Origin of the sequence: Lacticaseibacillus zhaodongensis (assembly GCF_009687905.1) — a bacterium.
In the GTDB taxonomy this organism is placed as follows: Bacteria; Bacillota; Bacilli; order Lactobacillales; family Lactobacillaceae; genus Lacticaseibacillus; species Lacticaseibacillus zhaodongensis.
Genome location: NZ_BLBG01000012.1, coordinates 1 through 18,652, shown reverse-complemented (window position 1 = coordinate 18,652; position 18,652 = coordinate 1). Strand labels below are relative to the sequence as shown.

General features: G+C 53.1%; 13 protein-coding genes. 10 read left to right on the top strand and 3 right to left on the bottom strand.

The window, feature by feature from the left end; all coding sequences use genetic code 11:
- Positions 1-94: 94 nt before the first annotated feature.
- Both GN107_RS08475 and GN107_RS11315 read left to right on the top strand, forming a co-directional pair.
- A complete protein-coding gene (locus tag GN107_RS08475) occupies positions 95-1,309 on the top strand; it encodes an AI-2E family transporter (RefSeq protein WP_196246299.1) in 1,215 nt (404 codons plus the stop codon).
- Between the two features lie 53 nt (positions 1,310-1,362).
- Entirely contained in the window at positions 1,363-1,536 is a 174-nt protein-coding gene (locus tag GN107_RS11315) for a hypothetical protein (RefSeq protein ID WP_196246298.1), read from the top strand.
- Positions 1,537-2,041: 505 nt separating this feature from the next.
- Here the strand turns inward: GN107_RS11315 and GN107_RS08470 are convergent.
- Complete coding sequence (locus tag GN107_RS08470) at positions 2,042-2,134, bottom strand: type I toxin-antitoxin system Fst family toxin (RefSeq protein WP_155287378.1); 93 nt, start codon at positions 2,132-2,134, stop codon at positions 2,042-2,044.
- Positions 2,135-2,438: 304 nt separating this feature from the next.
- On the bottom strand, positions 2,439-3,437 hold the full coding sequence (locus GN107_RS08465) for a DNA/RNA non-specific endonuclease (protein ID WP_155287377.1): 999 nt from the start codon (positions 3,435-3,437) through the stop codon (positions 2,439-2,441).
- 215 nt (positions 3,438-3,652) lie between these two features.
- On the opposite strand from GN107_RS08465, the gene GN107_RS08460 reads away from it, so the two are divergent.
- The 4 genes from GN107_RS08460 (at position 3,653) to GN107_RS08445 (ending at position 6,663) form a co-directional block, all read left to right on the top strand.
- Positions 3,653-4,033, top strand: coding sequence for a DNA-directed RNA polymerase subunit beta (locus GN107_RS08460; protein WP_155287376.1), 381 nt, complete (start codon positions 3,653-3,655; stop codon positions 4,031-4,033).
- Positions 4,030-5,322: a Y-family DNA polymerase gene (locus GN107_RS08455; protein ID WP_155287375.1), complete on the top strand. Its 1,293-nt coding sequence runs from the start codon at positions 4,030-4,032 to the stop codon at positions 5,320-5,322. The genes GN107_RS08460 and GN107_RS08455 overlap by 4 nt, the downstream gene beginning before the upstream one ends.
- A gap of 25 nt (positions 5,323-5,347) precedes the next feature.
- Positions 5,348-5,668, top strand: coding sequence for a hypothetical protein (locus GN107_RS08450; protein WP_155287374.1), 321 nt, complete (start codon positions 5,348-5,350; stop codon positions 5,666-5,668).
- Between the two features lie 107 nt (positions 5,669-5,775).
- On the top strand, positions 5,776-6,663 hold the full coding sequence (locus GN107_RS08445; protein WP_155287373.1) for an SLAP domain-containing protein: 888 nt from the start codon (positions 5,776-5,778) through the stop codon (positions 6,661-6,663).
- A 78-nt stretch (positions 6,664-6,741) separates the two neighbouring features.
- Here GN107_RS08445 and GN107_RS08440 read toward each other — a convergent pair whose 3' ends face one another.
- Positions 6,742-7,935, bottom strand: a complete 1,194-nt coding sequence (locus GN107_RS08440; protein WP_196246297.1) for an aminotransferase-like domain-containing protein — start codon at positions 7,933-7,935, stop codon at positions 6,742-6,744.
- A 603-nt stretch (positions 7,936-8,538) separates the two neighbouring features.
- Here GN107_RS08440 and GN107_RS08435 point away from each other — a divergent pair.
- The 4 genes from GN107_RS08435 to GN107_RS08420 all read left to right on the top strand — a co-directional run bounded on the left by GN107_RS08435 (position 8,539) and on the right by GN107_RS08420 (position 18,569).
- Positions 8,539-9,459 carry a LysR family transcriptional regulator gene (locus GN107_RS08435; RefSeq protein WP_155287371.1) on the top strand — a complete coding sequence of 307 codons (921 nt, stop codon included), beginning with the start codon at positions 8,539-8,541 and terminating at the stop codon, positions 9,457-9,459.
- A 124-nt stretch (positions 9,460-9,583) separates the two neighbouring features.
- Positions 9,584-12,586, top strand: a complete 3,003-nt coding sequence (locus GN107_RS08430) for an LTA synthase family protein (RefSeq protein WP_155287370.1) — start codon at positions 9,584-9,586, stop codon at positions 12,584-12,586.
- Between the two features lie 247 nt (positions 12,587-12,833).
- Complete coding sequence (locus tag GN107_RS08425; protein ID WP_155287369.1) at positions 12,834-18,113, top strand: mucin-binding protein; 5,280 nt, start codon at positions 12,834-12,836, stop codon at positions 18,111-18,113.
- A 45-nt stretch (positions 18,114-18,158) separates the two neighbouring features.
- Positions 18,159-18,569 (top strand): mucin-binding protein, encoded by a 411-nt coding sequence (locus GN107_RS08420; protein ID WP_155287368.1) that lies wholly within the window; start codon positions 18,159-18,161, stop codon positions 18,567-18,569.
- Positions 18,570-18,652: the final 83 nt, after the last annotated feature.

Sequence of the window (18,652 nt, the reverse complement as noted above, 5' to 3'; positions counted from 1 at the left end):
TTTCCGACTTTTGCATGAGGAATCCGTACGCCGGGTGTGTATAATGAAACTAAGTGTTATCTATCCGGAAAAATCAACGAATCGAGGTGGCCCCATGAAACATGAATCGTGGAACAACGTTGTCAAAGGCTTGCTAGTGGGCCTACTGCTGCTGGTGATTGCGGCGCTGATCTTTGTTTGCACCAAAATTTCCTTCTTGTTTACACCCATCAGCACCTTCCTGTCGACCATTATGGGGCCGTTCTTGATTGCGGGCTTCTTGTACTACCTGCTGCAACCACTGGTGAAGTTGCTGCGCAAGCTCCACGTTACCGGCCGGGCAGCGAACGTGATGGCCTTCGTGTTCCTTGTCTTGATCATTGTCGGCGGCTTAGCCTACCTGATTCCACAGGTCGTGGACCAGGTCGTTGGCTTGGTCAACAGCATTCCGGCCTTCTTGAAGGACACGGAGAGTTTTGTCCGGACTTTTGCCAAGAGCAATTTGGCCGCCGAATTGCACATTCAGGATATTCTGAACAGCATCAACTTAAACCAGGGTGAGGCGCTCAAGTTTGCCAGCAAGCACCTGAGCACCGGTGCTATCACCTTCAGCGCGGTGGTCGGCCACATTGGCAACGCGCTGGTGAACGTCTTCATGGCGCCGCTGGTCCTGTTCTACTTCATGAAGGATGGCGACCGCCTGTCCCCAAGCCTGCAGCGGTTCACCCCGCCGCGCTGGCGCAAGTTCGTTGCGAACCTTCTGCACAAAATGAACGCGACGATGGATAGTTACTTCACCGGCCAGTTCACGGACATGCTGATTGTCGGCATCCTGAGCTGCATTGGTTACACCATCAGCGGTACGCCTTATGCTCTGGTTATTGGGATCACAGCCGGGATCATGAACATGGTGCCGTACATCGGGCCGTGGCTCGGTGCGATTCCCGCCGTGCTGGTGGCGTCCACGGTGTCTTGGAAACAGGTTGTCTTTGCCGTGATTGTCGCCGTTGCCGTGCAACAGATCGACAACAATTTTGTCTACCCGAACGTGATCGGCAAGTCGATGGAGATCCACCCGCTGACCGTGCTGGTATTACTGCTGACGGCGGGGAACATGTTCGGCCTGCTCGGTGTGATTCTGGGCATCCCCGTTTACGCGGTCATCAAAACCATTTTGGCTTGTTTGGTTGAGGAGCCCCGAATTACGTTCTTCAACTTCATGCGCCGGGATAAGGCCGTGGCGGCGGCTGCCGGAGATGACGCGGATGCGGAAACGCCGAAGCCTGAGGAACCTAGCTCTGATAAGAAGGATGCAGCGGACAAAAAGTAGGCCGCTGATTCAGAAAATGTTGGTTTACTAGTCAGATCTTGGAAGCGAAAATAATGTCTGCAGAAGATCAGAACCATAATCAGAGCCAAGCCGTTAATCCATTTTGCCACGCGGGGATGACCTGCCATGACGGTTGCCGCTGCGCCAGCAAGGATGGCGTTTGCCATTGTCGGATGCTTACGGATGATAAGTGTGCCTGCAACGGTTACTGCGGTGCGGCTAAGTAAACGCAGTGAATTGATTGTTAAATTGCTTGCGTGATACAATTCTACCAAGATGAAATGTGGCAATAGGTAGGGCCTAACCAGCCCGCAGTTACCCCCTTAAATGGTGCCCGTCTAACCAGCGGGTGCCATTTTTCTATGTGCCTGAAAATTTCGGATGTGGCTAGAAGTCCAATTAGTGTTGTGCAAAATTGGCTTCATTGATATAATCGCCGTGGATAAGAGGGTGCCCATGTGGTTCACTTCTAAAAAGCTTGTTGTCTGGCGGCGGCAGGCTTTTTTGCTGCAAAGAGCTGGCAGCTTTGGTAGCAATCACTTTTTAATGCTAAAGCGGCAGCAACTTGTATTGCGTGAGTGTGAATTCATGATATAATGCCCATAGATAGAACGAGTGCATGCTTTTTGCCTCGAAAAAGCTTGTTGTGGTGGCAACAGGCTTTTTTTGTGCAAAAAAGTAGCGCTCTTGGTGGAGAGCGCTACTATGGTGCCAAAAGGCTGAATTGTCACCCTAGTCGTCGTGTTTATTCAGCCACCGCTCAAACACTGCAAGGAGCATTCCGACGACGAGCGGGAAAATGAGGTTCGATAGAACAAAATACATGTTTTCACCTCCCCCCAGTCACTGGGAGATGGGTGACACAATTATTATATGGAACTTCAAATGCTTATGTTTACGCTAATTTACGTGCTGTATTCAAAACGCATTCAAGTTAACGACTAGACTGCAGAGATACAAATGCGTGCTTTCGTATCTGGTGCTGATGGGACAAACCCATACGTCAATTTATTTACGGTGAATATGTAAATCATCATCACAAGCGTTATCGTAAAATCAAATAAGCAGCCCGCAATCCAAATCCGGATTGCGAGCTGCTTTTCATTTTACGTTATCTAATTTTGCAGTTCTAGTATTCGTCCTTGCACAGACGGGTGTGGCCCTGTGCTTTTGCCTGGCGCAAGGTCATCGTGTAGACGTGCTTGCTACGGCGAAGTGCGACACAGTGGCGGTTGAAGTGGTAAACCTTGCTGTTCTTAACCACGTACACAGTGCGGTTCAGGTTCGTTGCGGGTGCGGCTTTTTTGACCGGCGCCTTCTTGGTCACGTGCCGAACCGGTGCCTTTTTAACCGTTGCCTTTTTAGCAGGAGCTCGCTTAACGGGTGCCTTCTTCGCCGGCGTGCTGGCAACACCACTGACGGTACTGTTCCCAGTTGCGTAGTTGAGCGTGGCGCCTTTTTGCACGTTGAAAATGTAAACGTTGAAGCGGACGGCATTGCTACCAACGGACTGGCCCATCATGTGGACCCCACGGGCGAGCAGCTCCTTGCCACGGAAAATTGGTTCAACGCGGTAACGGATGTAGGACGTGCTGTGGGCCCGCAAGTAACCGGCGACCGTGTTCTCGTAGTGCTCCATTGCTGGCGCGTTCAGGAATGCAGTCCCGGTGATGAGGTTCTTCGGGTTGTTGTTCTGCCCGGTGAGCTGGTAACCGATCAGGTGGCTACGGTTGAACAGGTAAGTTTTACCGATTTTTTTGTTGTGCCAGCCAGTTGGGTTGATGTAAAGTGGCTCGCGTTCCTTAGTCGGCATGAGGCGCTTGTTCAGCATGGCGTTAGCGGCGGTGGCCCGGTTGTAGCGGTCCAGGTTGCCGTAAGTTGCCCATGCGCCGCGCTTCAGGCTCAGGTCATTCTTGCTAAAAGTTGGCTTGTTACCAGATACCGTGATGGTCTGCTTGCCCTTGTAGTTCTGGGCCGCAAACCAGGCGTAAGTCCCAGTCTTAGCTGCGGCATTGGTTGGCTGCGCGTTAATAGTACTTGCGCCTGCGCCGACCGCCAGCATGGTGACGGCGAGCGCAAACGTCTTGGTAACGCGTCTACCCAGCCGCGTAACGATGTTTGTCTTCATTTTGTCTCCTCCAAAATTAATCCCTCAGATTGTACCAACTAATATTGTCCTATTAGCAGGTAGCAATAGCAATATAAATGTTGTTATCCGAGGCAACCAAAATAATTTTGATACGCAGAAAACAAAATCGGGACTTGCAGTAGCAAACGTATGTTCGTATAATGTGGGTAAAGCAAACGCCTGTTTGTAAAAAATGCCGTGAAAGGATGATTAGAATGAGTAGAGATGTCCCGCGTGAGCTGTGGTTATACGACGACCGCTGCATGATGAAGTGGATGGGCTGGATCCTGAGCGACCATTCCGCCTACATGGAAAAGGAAGCCCGTACTAATATCCCCGCGGAGCCGCAAGCTGAGCAATCGTACGCTCTCATCAACACGCGCGTGCAGGAGGCCTGGGAGAACGGGTTGGTACTGTCAGTGCAGTCGAACGTGATTGCGGATGGCCACTACCTCGCACCGATTGAGGGGGCCTGCGTGGGCCTCGCGGATGGGCAGGGCTACCTGCAGACTAAAGACGGTAGAGTCCGTGCCTTCAACATCGCGGACACGCGGCACGTGGACATTTTGCAACCGGAGAAGTGGTGGGCAGCATGAGCACCCCGCTGGACGATCCGCGCCGGCTACCCGTTCATGACATCATGTGCATCGATTGCAAGTCTTTCTACGCGTCGGTGGAGGCAATCCGCCGCGGGGAGTACCCGCTGGCAGCCAAAATTGCCGTGCTCAGTAACGAGGAGTCGCAGGGCGGCCTGATTCTCGCCGCCAGTCCCAGTACCAAGCGGGATTACGGCGTCAAGCTCGGCACCCGGCGCTATCAGGTCAACGATGACATGGACATCGAGCTTGCCGAGCCACGGATGGCGGATTATATTCGCAAGAACTACGGCATCAACCAGATTTACCGCCAGTACACCGACGATGAGCACTGGTACCCCTACTCGATTGATGAGTCCTTCATTGATGTCACCGATTCGCACAAGCTGTTCGGTAGCAACGAAGATATCGCGGCGGCGATTCAGGACAAGGTGTTCCAGAAGTTCGGCATTGTGACGACGGTGGGGATGGGCGACAACCCGTTGCTGGCCAAGCTGGCGCTGGACAACGCGGCCAAGGACGAGGCGCCGTGGCGGGCGTATTGGTCCTACGATGACGTGCCGGACACAATCTGGAAAATCCCGCGGCTCACGGATTGTTGGGGCATCGGCAGTCATTATGCCGCCCGGCTCGAGGCCATGGGAATTCACAATCTTTACGACCTGGCGCACGCCGATAAGCGCCAGCTCAAGGCCAAGTTGGGGGTTATGGGCCTGCAACTGTACTACAACGCTTGGGGCATCGACTATTCCGACCTCAGCCGCCGCTACGTTCCCCGCGCGGAGAACAAAGGTTACGGCAACAGCCAGGTGCTGATGCGTGACTACACCAAGCGTGAAGACATCGAGACGGTGCTGAGCGAAATTGCCGACCAGGTGGCCACCCGCCTGCGTAAGCACCAGGTGCAGTGCGAAATCGTTGGTATCTACATCGGCTACGCGGAACCTGATGCGGCGGGCAAAAATGGCTTCGGAGCGCAGACGGTCATTGATCCGAGCAACCGCACCGATGACTTGATCAGAGCCGTTCGTTACTTGTTTGAGAAGAAGTGGCACGGGAACGCCCTGCGCAACGTGGGCGTTCGCGCCGGGCGCATCAGTACCTGCAGCACCATGCAATTATCATTGTTCGAACCGGTCGCTGAGGCGGCCGCCCGCAGCCAGCTTGAAAAAACTATCGATACCTTACGCGACCGTTACGGATACAAGGCGGTTGTCAGGGGCTACTCCAAGACCGCTGGCGGCACCGCTATCAAGCGGGCCGGGTTGGTCGGCGGCCATCACGGCTAAAACATAGCAGCAAAGGAGGAATTATGTGCTCGCAGAAGAAAGAGAAATGCGCGCCAACTATGAGCATTACTTCCTGCGTAAATACCGTTACTTATACTGGTTAGTTGTCGTCGATAATCATTTTGAAGACATCTATTCCTTCTTTTTGTACACGCGCAAGCAGCGGACCAAGTTGACGCGCAGCTACGAGTTGGTGCATTTTGCCCGCGACCCGGTGCTGTATAAGGAAATGCTGGCGGCACTGCGGCGGATGAGCAAACTGAGGATCGAGATGCGCGACACCCGCTACCTGATCCACCCCGGCACCGACATCACGCACGATACTGTGCACGGGCACCACGGATGAGTTGTAATTGCTATTAGTCACTACTATGCAAAATTAGTTGGTAAATTGAATAGATTACGTTCTGCTAAAGATAGGTCCGCTGGGTTAGTAACTGGACTATAATATACGTGGGAATACTTCTAATAGCATTTACCGCAATCATTCATCACAACCAATACGTAAAGGAAGAATTATTTATAACTAATAAGAAATTCACGATTGCTGCAGTTGCGGTCGCGGCAATCACCATCGCACCCGTTGCAGCTAGCACCGTCACCAGTTTTGCCGCAACTAGCACCAGCACAACCGCTACTGCCAAGATGAGCACGATCGGCACCTTCACGGTCAAGAACATCACAGCCTCCATCAGTACCGCGGACGGCAAAGATACAGGTAAGCATTTGAGCCTCAACTCCAAGTGGAAGGTCTTCAGCGCCAAAAAGTTGGGTTCTGAACTTTACTACAACGTTGGTGGTAATCAGTACGTCGCTGCCGGTTTAGGTGTGTTCACCAGCAACAGTGGCAACAATGCAGCCCCAGCAGTTACCAAAATCAGCGGTGTCTTCACCGCGGGCAAAACGGGTTCAATGATGTACAGCAAGGAAGGTGTTTGGAGTCTCGCTGACCCGCTCGAGTACGGCAGCAAGTGGAAGGTCTTCGGCGAGATGACACTGAACGGTGATCTCTACTACGACCTTGGCGGTAACCAGTGGGTCAAGGCCACAACGGGAACGCTCACGGGTGCTAAGACCAATGCGCTCGCCGGTACTGGCTACTCCAAGACAATGAAGCTAGTTAAGAAGACTGGTAAGGTGACCGTTAAGTACGTTCCAGGTTCCGGTGTGCAGATTTGGAACCGAGCCCTCAAGCCATTGAAGAATGCTAATGGTACGCTCAAGAAGGCCAAGAATGGCACGAGTTGGAAGACATTCGGTTACGTCTTTATCGACGATGAGCTCTACTACAACCTCGGTGGGGACCAGTACATCGATGGGCAGTACGTCAGCTTTAAGTAAATTCATTTAGACAATCAAAAAAGTGATCAGCTTTTCGATGAGCTGGTCACTTTTTGCGTTCAATAGGCGTTAATTATTTTACTTACTCTGCGCTGCTATATCCGCCCCTACATATACGCGGATCGTCGCGCTCAGTTCGGTGCAGGCCCGTTTGATTTCAGCAACGCTCGGGTTCGTGAATGCCAGCCGCATGCCGTTCTTGATGGTGTGGCTAGGGTAAAGTGTGGTTGCTGGCACGAAACTTACGGCCTTTTTGCAGTCACTCAAAATGACCTCGCTGTCGCAGCCCTCTGGCAACTGGACCCAAACGAAGAAGCCACCATCTGGCCGGCTGAACTGAACGTTTGCGGGCAGGTTGGCTACGAGGGTATCAACCATCGCGGCGCACTTTTCAGCGTAGCGGTGGCGCAGAGCGTTAACGTGGGCGTCAAGGTCATTGGCATCCATGTACGCGTTAATGGCCCGCATCATCAGGCTGCTGGATTCAAGATCCGCACCGCTTTTGAGGCTAACAAGCTGATTCAAAATGTCCTGACTAGCCGTGAGCCAGCCGAGGCGCAATCCTGGTGAGAGGATTTTGCTGAAACTGCGCACGTGAATGACGTGGTCACTCTTGTCGAGTTCGCGCAGGGTGGGGAGACTGATGCCGCGGTAGCGCAGGTCGCGGTAAGGGGCGTCTTCCAGAATCATGAAGTCGTACTGGTTGGCTAGCTGTAATAGCTGCCGGCGCTTGAGCATGCTCATCACGGTGCCAGTCGGATTCTGAAAATCGGGAACCGTGTACAGCAACTTGATTGCGTGTTGCTGCAAAATCCGCCGCAACTGGCCGATGTCGAGCCCGTCTTCCTGCATGGCAACTGTGTAGTATTGCGGCTGGTAAGTATCGAACGCGGCGAGGGCGCCGGGATAGGTGGGCCCTTCAACGACTAGTCCGTCACCTTCGTTAATGTACATGCGGGCCACGAGGTCGAGGGCCTGCTGCGCACCCTGCGTTACCATGACGTTTTCAGCTGCGCAGTCAATACCGTCGCGGCGCATGCGTTCTGCTAATTTAGCGCGGAGGGGTGCGTAACCACTAGCGCTAGCGTATTGCAGCGCACACTGAGAGTCTGTTTGCATCGCCGCCGCAAACCCCGCCGCAATCTGGGTGTCGGGGAACAGCTCGGGGTCAGGTAGTCCGCCAGCAAGAGAGACTTGCCCTTGCGCCGGGGCGGCCAGCAGTGCCTCTAAGCCAGAATCTGAATTAACGTCGATACGATTAGCTAAACGCATGGGTAAGTCCTCCATTTTGATAAGATTATTAATTGATTGCGCGAAAATTGTTGTGCAGCGAAACGGTTTTGTTTACGTTTTCTATGGTAGATGCTACATTGACGTAAGTAAAACTCAACTATTTCATTTTGAGGTGAATTCGGCTCATCTTTTATGCTAAACTAATTCCATGATTAATTTGGTGCTGCTTGGCTAAGCTGATTCTAGGACAATGGCGTATGCAAGAATAGCTTTCGGTTTACCGAAGAACTCTATGACTGCAAACAGAGTAGCCTTCGGACAGCTAACTAAGTGTGGTGCGCTCCTCTTGCGGAGTGTAGCTGGCGGTAGTGACCATGCTGAAACGATAATCAGCGTGCTTTTCGCTGATTATCGGGGAGAACGGAGAGACCGCTTGTAAGATAATAGTCACTATTGCTAGTTTATCGCGGTTATGTGCGACAACACGGCGGGCTCGTAGTTCAGGGTCAAGACTCGGCGATTTTCCGAGGCTTGAACCCGGCCCCAGCATGCCTGTCTGTCACTACCGCCGGCGAAACGGGAGCAAGAGGCGCGCACCACCCGGTTTTAACCGTCACAGCACCAAGAAAGGTAAGTAAATTCATGGCTAGTTTTTCGTATCAAGTATTCGCCGCCGTCGTCAACTACGGTACCTTCGCCCAAGCAGCCGGTGCCCTCAACGTCACTCCCAGCGCGGTGTCCCACAGTATCAGTCAGCTGGAGACCGAACTCGGCTTCCCGCTGTTCATCCGCAGCCGCAGCGGGGTGGAGCTCACCAGTGACGGCCGCACCGTCCTACCGGTGATCCAAGGTATTTTGAACCTGGAAGACCAGCTGCAGCAGGTCGCCGACAATATTAACGGACTGGCGGCCGGCCGCGTGCGGATCGGGGCGTTCTCCTCGGTTTCGACCAACTGGCTGCCGCCGATCATTCGCGCGTACAAAAAGCGCTACCCGCAAGTGCAGATTGAAGTGGTCCAGGCCGGGTTCAACGACATAGCTGAAGAGGTGCGGACGGGGACCATCGACATTGGCTTTTCGCTGCTGCCGGTGAACGCCAACGTGACGGTCGAGCCACTGCTTAAAGATCCGATTTACTGTGTGACACCCAGTGATTTTGTACCGCGCGCCAAGACTTACGTCGATGATGATGACATCGCCAAGCGCAACTTTATCCTGCAACAACAGGATTATGACCGTGATACCAAAATGGCGCTGGACCGCTACCACGTTTCCACCAACTCCATCACCTATTCGATTGATGACCAGTCCATCTTGTCGATGGTGGAGTCTGGCCTCGGAATGGGCATTTTGCCGCAGCTGGCCCTGAACAAGCTGGTCGGTTCGGTCAACACCTATCCGTTCTCCGAACCCTTTGCCCGGACGCTCTGCCTGCTGGTCAACCCGACCCAGGCGCAAGCACCGAGTGTGGCCCGGATGCAGCGCGAAATCGAACGCTACCTCGCCGATCAGTACGGTGCTGACTACTTAGGGCACCGGCCACACGCGCAGCACGCCAACTAATTGTGACAACTAGGCAGTTTGCGGTCAGGGCGGCTGCGGCCGTCTTGCTTGCCCATGATTTTGGGTTAAAATTAACAACAATAGTTACCTTATAAAAAATGTGATTAAGAAAGAAAATAAAACGATGGACGGAACAGACCAACACAAGTCGCGCCCCGTGGTCACCGCGCTGATCAGCATTGTCATGCTGGGCGCGGTGATTGTTTATTATCTAACTTACGGTGTGCACGGCGCCTTACAATACACGCTTAATGCGTCAATTCCGACCCCACTGTGGATTGAGGGGACCCTACTGAAGTATGGTTTATCAATCCTCTGCTTGGCGGGGCTGATTTGGGCTGCCGTCGCGCTGGCACGCAAGCCGCTGAAGGTTGCGGACGGCGGCCATTTTTACATCCTTGCCTACTTAACAGGCATTACATATCTGCTGCTGAACTTCACCACGGTGCACCTGCTGAACCGGGCGGCGATTTACGACCAACTGTTGCCACTGCTGCGCAACTCCCAGCCACTCATCACGGGGGTACTGCTTTACGTTTGCGTACAGCCGCCACTGAAGCGCTGGCTGCACGAACGGGAGCTGCGGACGCTCGGGCTGTTCCTGCTGACGGTACCCTTAGTGTTCAATAAGGACATTTTCATGCTCGGCAACGGCAGCAGCGTCCTTGGCGTAGCGGTGATCGCCGCGCTGGGGCTCGTGACAGTGGATAACGGCGTGCACCTGCCCGCCCGCAACCTACTATGGTTCCTGTTTGGTGGTGCCGGCACGATTGGCTACGGCTACTGGATGCAGTCGGCCAACTTGAACATTGAGAGCTCCTCGCGCTTTGTGGGCATGCTATCGCCACTGACAGTTTTGCCCGCGCTGGTCATCGTGCGCTGGGCATTGCGCTTATCGGCCAGTGCGGACCTGATAGGGACTAGCACCCAGCTGCAAAAGAGCGACCGCGGGCAGCGCTTCGCCGTGTGGGCGGGGGCGCTGCTGATGGCCGGGGGCACCTGGTCTAGCGCCACCGCGAGTGCGTTCGGCAAGCTGGAGCTCGATTTTGCCGCCCTGCACTTGTTCTGGCTTGTCCCTGCAGCAATTGTTTTCGCCGTTGTGGCCGCGGTGGCGGCGCTACTGGCGACTGCGGTGGCCGAACGGACCTGGCTGTGGCGGCAGCTGGACCGCAACTGGCAGCTCAGCCCAACCGATGCGTGGCGGCATTTTGCGACCACCTGGCGGGCGGGTCTGGGCAGTTTGTGGGGTCACTACTGGCGGCCGCTGCTCGCGTTCGGCCTGCTGTTTTGCGTGCAGGTTGCCAGCGCGCTGCTGATGAACCAGTCCTTCCAGACGATGGAGGGCACGGCCACGCCGAACCTGAACATCTTCAGCGTGACGATCCTGCTGCTGACGCCGAACATGCTGGTCGGTACGATCGCACTGCTGGCCATCTATTGGGTCCTGCTCAGCCTGACGGACCGCTACTGGACGTCGCTGCTGACAACGGTGGCAATCGGCCTCGGCATCGCGGCGGCGAGTGTGATCAAAATTGCTGAGCGCTCCGAGCCCATCGTCCCGTCTGACCTGTCGGAACTCAAGGCGACTTCCGAGCTGATGGGGATGCTGAATCCGGTGCTCGTTAGCGTTGCAGTCATCGCCATTGTGGCCGCGGCGGTGGCCATCGGGATTTTACAGCACCGGGCTAAGCCACTTAACCAGCCGCTCTTGTACCGGGTGCTCAAGTTTGGCTTGGCGGCGGCGTACATCGTTTCACTTGGCACCTTGAACCACAACTTCAACTACAGCCGCAACGTCATCACCAGCATGGGCGTGTCGCTGCAGAACAACAACGAGCTGACTTTTGCGCAGGCGAACGGGCCAATCATGCAGTTTGCGACCAGCCTAGACGTGCACGCGATGGCCAAACCGAGCGGCTACTCCAAGGCGGCCGTGCTGCGCATCGTGCGCAAGTACCAGCGGGCGGCGGATCAGCAAAATCAACACCGCAGCAAGCTACTGAAGAACGAGACGGTGCTGTTTAACCTCTCCGAGAGTTTTGCCGACCCAACCCGAATTCCGCAGCTGAACTTTAACCGCGACCCAATTCCGTACATTCACCAGCTGCAAAAGCAAACCACGAGCGGTTACATGATGAGTTTTGGCTACGGCGGCGGCACCGCGGACATGGAATACATGACGCTGACCGGCTTCAACAATGGGAATTTTGATAGCACCATCAACACGCCCTACACGCAACTGGTGCCGAAGCTCAAGGCGAACCCGAACATTGGCAATAACTTTAATTATGCCAGCGCCATTCACCCTTACACCGGTAGCTTTTACAACCGGCCCGAGGTGTACCAGCGCTTCAAGTTCAACAAGTTTGTTTACCTCGACAGCAAGTACCCGATCATTGACCAGCATCGCTTGGGCAAAAGTCCGTACATGTCCGACCGCACATCCTACGCCAACGCGCTGGCGCAGATCAACGCGCGCAAGGGTGGCCAGTTCATCAACCTGATCACGATTCAAAACCACATGCCGTTCAACGACTGGTACAAGAGCAAGTTCAAGGTGCAGGCATCGACCGCCACGCTGACGGCGCGTAAGTCGCAAATCGAGACCTACGCGCAGGGAATCAACTACACCGATCAAGCGGTAAAGGCGTTCAAGGCCAAAATCGACAAAATCAATAAGCCGATCATCTGGGTCTTCTACGGCGACCACCTGCCGGGCATCTACGCCGGTCTGACCGATGAGGTGCTCATGCACAAGACGGACTACTTCATCTACAGTAACAAGTACGCCCGCGAACACGGCGCCCGCAAAATGCAGGGTAAAGACACCATGGTCAGTCCCAACGACTTCATTGCCATGGCGCTCAAGCAGGGTAACATCAAGGTCGACCCGTACTCTGAACTGCTGACGCAAACGCACAACCAGCTGCCCGCCCAGTGGACGAAAACCGTTAGTTCTCGGGACAGCAGCACGTACGGCACGACCTTCGTGAATGACCAAGGCCAAACATTGGATTACAAGAAGCTCAGTCAGAAACAGAAACAGTTGTTCCATGACTACCAGATGATTCAGTACGACATCAACGTCGGTAAGCAGTATTCGTATGCGGCGGGGATGATGAAGTAAACGTTAGAATTAATAGCAGGGTGCATCGCAGTGGAAGCTGTGGTGCACCCTGTTTTCGTGCGCAAAATTTTGTGAAGCAAATCCATTTAACGATAGGTTATCGTAACCATTAACTACAATAGTGGAGATTCAAAATAGACTAAACATTTTATGCAATATTGACCACGAATATTGCTGGATTCCTTTAAAACTAGGGGTGAAGAAAAAGATAACTAACGTTTTGCTTGCACTTGAGGGGGAGTAACTCATGAAGACTAAAAATAATATTGTTGAGCGTAAAGTTCGTTATCGGATGTATAAGGATAAGCACGGCTGGGTGATTGCCGGTGTAGTTATCGCCACTTTTGCCGTGACCAACATCGGTAGTCATGTGCATAGTGTGGCTGCCGCGACGACAGACCCAGCTGAAGAACAGACTGCGGCGAATACGCAGCAGGCCGATAAGGTGGTTACGAAAACCATCACGCGGACCATTCACTACGTTGGGGCGGATGGCGCGAGCGTTAGTCCTGACACCGTGCAAAGTGTCACCCTGAGCCAAGATGCGCACGGTACTTGGCATGCAGTTGGCGCTAGTGCGTTCGCAGCCGTTAGCGCGCCAACCGTTGCTGGGCAGACTGCAGATATGGCAACGGTGGTCGCGGCAACGCCAAGCGCTACTGACAGCAGCAGTGCGGTGACGGTGCACTACATCAAGACGGCTAATGCACTAGCTAACACCGTTCCTGCCACTTCAGCTCAGGATAAGACAACAACAAGTACAGATGCCGCGCCAGATGCAAAGGCAGCAGCACCCGCAACAACTGCGAACACCACGACCAATGAGCCTGCCGGAACGATTACGCCGGCAGCAAGTACGACAGATGCGGGCACTAAGGCCCCTGACACGGCGGTTGCAGGAACTGAGGGCAGCGCTACGCAGTCAGCTACAAGTGATACCGCCACGAACAATACGGATGGCCCTAACAAAGTTGCTAATCAAGCGGGTGTTAAGAAGGCAATAGTGACCAGCTCTGCGGCACCGAAAGTTGAGTACAAGTCATTAAACGATAATGTTGAAGCTATTAGCGTTCAGGTGGACGGTAAGGATGTCGACACTGTCACGGACACGTACGATGGTATTTTCAACATCAATCCCTCTGGTAACACGCCAAAGCTGCACACAGTTACAATTGCGGCCACTGACTTGAAAAAAGATGATGTAATTACCATCACCACGCCTGCGTTCCAGACTGTGTCGCGGGCTGACGTTGTTAATGGTCTCAATAAGTCAACGCAGGGGCAAACGGTTAATTACACCGCAACAGCTGACAATTCTACTGTCAAGTTTTCCATAGACGTCAGCACGAACTCTGCACCAATGCAAAATGTTAACCAGGGTCAGTTTACGGTTGCATTGAACAACAAGGTTGCCAAAAGCGTTGCCGTCCAAACTACGTACAATATGCACCCTCTTGATTCACTCGATTATGATCAGTACACAACTCAGGGGGATAACGCGGCTAAGACTGTTTCTACTAACGAGGAGTTTGCGTCCGAATTTGATAGTTATTACAGCGATCCCATCCCGCTGACAGACGTCAATGATTACACCTACACGATCCCGGTTCCAGACGGCTTTGTTCTAGATCCATCTGAAAGCAATCAATTGGAAAATGAACGCAATCATGCGTCAATTTTCGACTTTTCCCAGTCTGCTCCCGGTGCGGATGTTGTTGCCAAATTAAATATTGGTGCGGCCATTGCAGCCGGTTATACAAATGCAAATTCGCTTGATCGTTCAACATATTTCGTTGGTAAATTAACCACCGATGGGACAGGAACCGCAACTGCCACTGCCAAAGCGACCGCAACTATTAGTACCAAGTACGGTAGTGTTACCAAAGAAGCTAACACACCAATGACGGTGCAGCGCGCGGACCCTACTAAGCAACCGGATGCCTTTCAAGTTAGTTATCAGAACAAGGACGATGGTGAGGTCGTCTTTGGCAGTGGCACTGGTAAGGTCTACGTTGGTCCAAATGACGTTAATCAGTACAACGTTAACCAGCGCGGCATGATTTACATTAGCAAGAATACAACTGGTGATCAGGGCGGAGCTTGGACCGTCAGTGTTCCAGATGGTCTGAGCTCCAAATCGATCCTGATTAACGCGGATGTTGCACAACGTGACCGGGGACTGGATGCAACAATCAGTGCGGTTGATGCAGACGGTAATGAACTAGCAACGGTTGGGTTGAACCAGCTGAATTATGATAAAAACGACAATATTGTGTGGGATCCAACGGTTAACGGTAGTATCAAGAAGTATGTGCTGAAAGTTAACAAGATGGTCAATTCTTCCTTCGGGACGGTTGGCATCGATCCTAATTTAACCACGAATGCTTTACCGGCAACGGATACTGCTTACCATGTTGATGTGAGCTATCAGGACGCCAGTGGCACTACCAAGCAACTCGATGGAACTAAGCTAACCTTGACGCCAGACCACACGATTTATCAGCAGGATAACTCAATTGATGCACCTAGTCACACTGTGCAGGCTGGTGATGAGTTCGAATTCAGAGTTGATCCCTTCTTTGATGCCGGTCAGCAGACATATGTTAATGCAGATGAAGGGGTAATTCTTTATGTGCGCCTACCTACGCATGCAACCTACGAGAAAACTGATAACTTTAATAACAACACCAGCGTTCTAACTGAGGCAGACGGAACACAATACCTGAAAATTGCAGTTCCTGCCGGCTACAGTCTGAATAACGCTGCGAATGGGCGTGCAAGCTCGAATCCAATCGTTAACAACATTTGGGTGACCATGAAGGTTAATTCAGACGTGGTTGTTGGTGATGATCCAACCCTGGCGCCAGATGATTACGGCCAAGTTTTGATTGGCATGCCGAATAATCAAATTGATGAGACCTTTTGGAATCGCGCTAACGGCAAGACCCTAACGCCGGCAGCAGTCGCCGCAAACGGAGATACAGTGGTGGCCCAGGATGCGGAGGCATTAGGACTAAACAAGTTGTACGCAGGTAATAACAATATCAACACAACAGCAGTTTGGAAGTTATCAGTGCCAACAACACTTTACCTGACCAACGGAATTAAGGCAGATGGTGAGCCTGAGTACGTGGCAGATGATAGTGGTGTTGCAACGTTCTACCCCGATGATGACAAAAATACCGGTGTTATCCGGGCGTACGTTTACAACGGGACCAGTGCGCCAATTAACAACTACACCACGATGGTCACCTTACCAAGCAAAAATGATGGTGCGGCATACACGCTACAACTCACCGGTGGGGTTACTGACCCGGCGGGGGCGACTGTTAAATACAGTACCAATACCTACACCGTCACTGATGGCACGCCGCTGACTGCTGCACAAACTGTTGATTTCCAGGACGCTAGTGCAATCACTGATTGGAGCAAGGTCCGTAGCGTTTTGGTCGAAGGCAATACCGTTCCCGCGGCCACGGCTCTCGATGTTGAAATGCCAGTTAAGGTAACAGATACGCAGACGGGTCAAGACGCAGCGGTAACTGCTACGGCGTACACCTATGCGAACGATACAGGTGGCGCAATCGTTGGCGCCCGGATTACCCAGCTGCCAACCCAAGTACGGACGCAGCGGATGGTCACGGTTGAATACGTTGATCAGGCTGGTAACAGCTTGATGAACAGCCACACCTTAAAGGGGGATGTCGGTGCCAAAATCACGCTGACTGCTCCGGAGATTGCGGGTTACAAGCCAGAGCAAGCTACGCAAGACTTCACTTACATTGACAGTAATAATGAGGTCGTCAAGTTTATTTACGACAAGACACAGATGCAGGTTCAGGTTGCGTACATCAACAAACTAACTGGTGCTAACATCAAAAATGCTAACCTTACCCCACTGTACGGCTCTACCGTTGACCTGACGGGGGATGCCTACACTAAAGTTGCCGGTTACACCACCGATAATAACAACCCTAAGAGTTATCAGGTAACTAATGCGCAGAAGCAGCTGGTTCAGTTGTATTTCACTCCGCAGCAGAGCACGCTCACCGTGAAGTATCAGACCACGGATGTGAGTGGCAAAACGGTTGATCTGCTGCCGGCGGATACTCAAACCGGCACCGTCGGAACAACGGTGACTATTGTTGCTAAAGCGATTGCTGGCTACGTTCCAAGTACTTCAAAGAAGGACATGACCTTCTCTGCTGGCAGTTCAACCTATGTCTTTAATTATAAGCAGTTGCAGCTGCCCCTAGTCGTTAAGTACCAGTCTGAAGACGGCACCAAGCTCGGTGATGATGCCCAGACCAACGTTGCTGCTGGACAGCCTTACGACCTGAACGCACTAGGATTAGTGCACAGCTTCACCGGCTACGTGCTGACTGATAACAGTAAGAGCCTGTTAACCGGTACGGCTGCCTATGACAAAGACACCGTCAAGCTCACTAACGGCACGATTACCCTGGTCTACAATAAGTTAGCAAAGCAAAGAGCTGTGGTTAACTATCTAGACGAAACAGCGCACGTCGCGCTGGGAGCGGATCAGCTCAGTGGTGTCAGTGGGACGACCATCGCTTACGATGCGCAGGCGCGAATCGATTCATATACCAGACAGGGTTACAAACTGATCAGCAACGGGTTCCCGGCCGGAGCCAAGTATGATGCCGATGACAAGACCGCCCAGATTTTTGTCGTCCGGCTTGAGCATGCCACCAAAGATGAGCAGGTAACTACTCATGTTCAGCGGACCATTACCTACGTGGTCGCTGGCGGTAAGGCTAGCGCACCCGCAACAAAAGTCGAAACGGTGGACTTTACCCGCACGGATACCATCGATCAGGTCACTAGTAAAGCTGTTGCCAGCGGGCCGTCAACGCCGGCGAGCCAGACTTTTGCCGCCGTTGATACGCCAGCACTGACCGGCTACGTGCCTGATATTGCGACTGTGGCGGCGCAAACCGTTAAGCCTGATCAAAAGAATATCGCGGTCACTGTGACCTACCACGCGCTGCAAAAAGCGACCATCACTTATGTTGACAAGACGACCGGCACGACCCTGAAAACTGATCAAGTAACCGGTGCGCCGGGTGCGGCAATTGACTACAACCCTCAGGCAGCAATTCAGACCTATCTGGACCAGCATTACGATCTGCTCAAGAGTGATTTCGCTGCCGACAGCAAGTTCGATACTGATGACGCTAGCACTCAGGCCTTCACCGTGGTCCTGCTGCACACAACCAGTCAAAAGACCGTCACCACACCAGTCACCCGCACAATTAACTACGTGGTTGCGGATGGTGGGGTTGCGGCTCCAGCTTCGGTTACCCAGACCGTTAACTTCACGCAGACAGTCATTACGGATAATGTGACTGGCAAGCAGATTGCAATCACCCAGCCCAACCCAGCAGCTTTGACCCTGCCTGCACAGCAGTCGCCAGTGCTCAATGGGTACGGCACGGATATGTTCACCGTCCCGGCCCAGACAGTTCAGCTTGGTGCTGCGGACACGACCGTGACGGTTACTTAACGCCCGGCCGAGCTGCCAGACACCGATCCGCAGGTTAAGACTGCGGTGCCAGCAGGGGCATCCGTAACGCCGGATAAGTACTATGACAACACGGATGGCGATGCTCAGCACGCTGCTTTAGTTTACTTTGATGACACCACCCAGAAGGTGCTCCACACCGACACCCTGACCGGAAACACGGGCACGGCAATTACTTTTGACCCGGCGGCAAAAATTAAGCAATACCGGGCCGCGGGCTACGATCTGGTAACGGATGGTTACGATCCGGCCGCAACTTTTGACGCGGACGACAGCACGACCCAGACCTTCACCGTGCACTTGCTGCACACGACCAGCCAAAAGACGGTGACGAAGCCAGTGACCCGCACGATTGTGTACGTGATTGCGGATGGCGCTGTGGCCGCACCGGCTGTAGTTAATCAACCTGGATTATTCACCTCGGTATTTGGGACATAAAATCGCATCTGGCCGGTCTGAAAGCAACGTTTGGAGCGTTGCGAATACTGACTGAGCGGAGAAGTTGGTGATCGATGCACCAC

What these genes read in the sequence shown, in the direction of transcription:
- GN107_RS08470 (WP_155287378.1), bottom strand. Translation starts at nt 2,134, where the DNA reads ATGTATTTTGTTCTATCGAACCTCATTTTCCCGCTCGTCGTCGGAATG.
- GN107_RS08430 (WP_155287370.1), top strand. Translation starts at nt 9,584, where the DNA reads ATGGACGGAACAGACCAACACAAGTCGCGCCCCGTGGTCACCGCGCTG.
- GN107_RS11315 (WP_196246298.1), top strand. Translation starts at nt 1,363, where the DNA reads ATGTCTGCAGAAGATCAGAACCATAATCAGAGCCAAGCCGTTAATCCA.
- GN107_RS08460 (WP_155287376.1), top strand. Translation starts at nt 3,653, where the DNA reads ATGAGTAGAGATGTCCCGCGTGAGCTGTGGTTATACGACGACCGCTGC.
- GN107_RS08465 (WP_155287377.1), bottom strand. Translation starts at nt 3,437, where the DNA reads ATGAAGACAAACATCGTTACGCGGCTGGGTAGACGCGTTACCAAGACG.
- GN107_RS08455 (WP_155287375.1), top strand. Translation starts at nt 4,030, where the DNA reads ATGAGCACCCCGCTGGACGATCCGCGCCGGCTACCCGTTCATGACATC.
- GN107_RS08475 (WP_196246299.1), top strand. Translation starts at nt 95, where the DNA reads ATGAAACATGAATCGTGGAACAACGTTGTCAAAGGCTTGCTAGTGGGC.
- GN107_RS08435 (WP_155287371.1), top strand. Translation starts at nt 8,539, where the DNA reads ATGGCTAGTTTTTCGTATCAAGTATTCGCCGCCGTCGTCAACTACGGT.
- GN107_RS08425 (WP_155287369.1), top strand. Translation starts at nt 12,834, where the DNA reads ATGAAGACTAAAAATAATATTGTTGAGCGTAAAGTTCGTTATCGGATG.
- GN107_RS08440 (WP_196246297.1), bottom strand. Translation starts at nt 7,935, where the DNA reads ATGCGTTTAGCTAATCGTATCGACGTTAATTCAGATTCTGGCTTAGAG.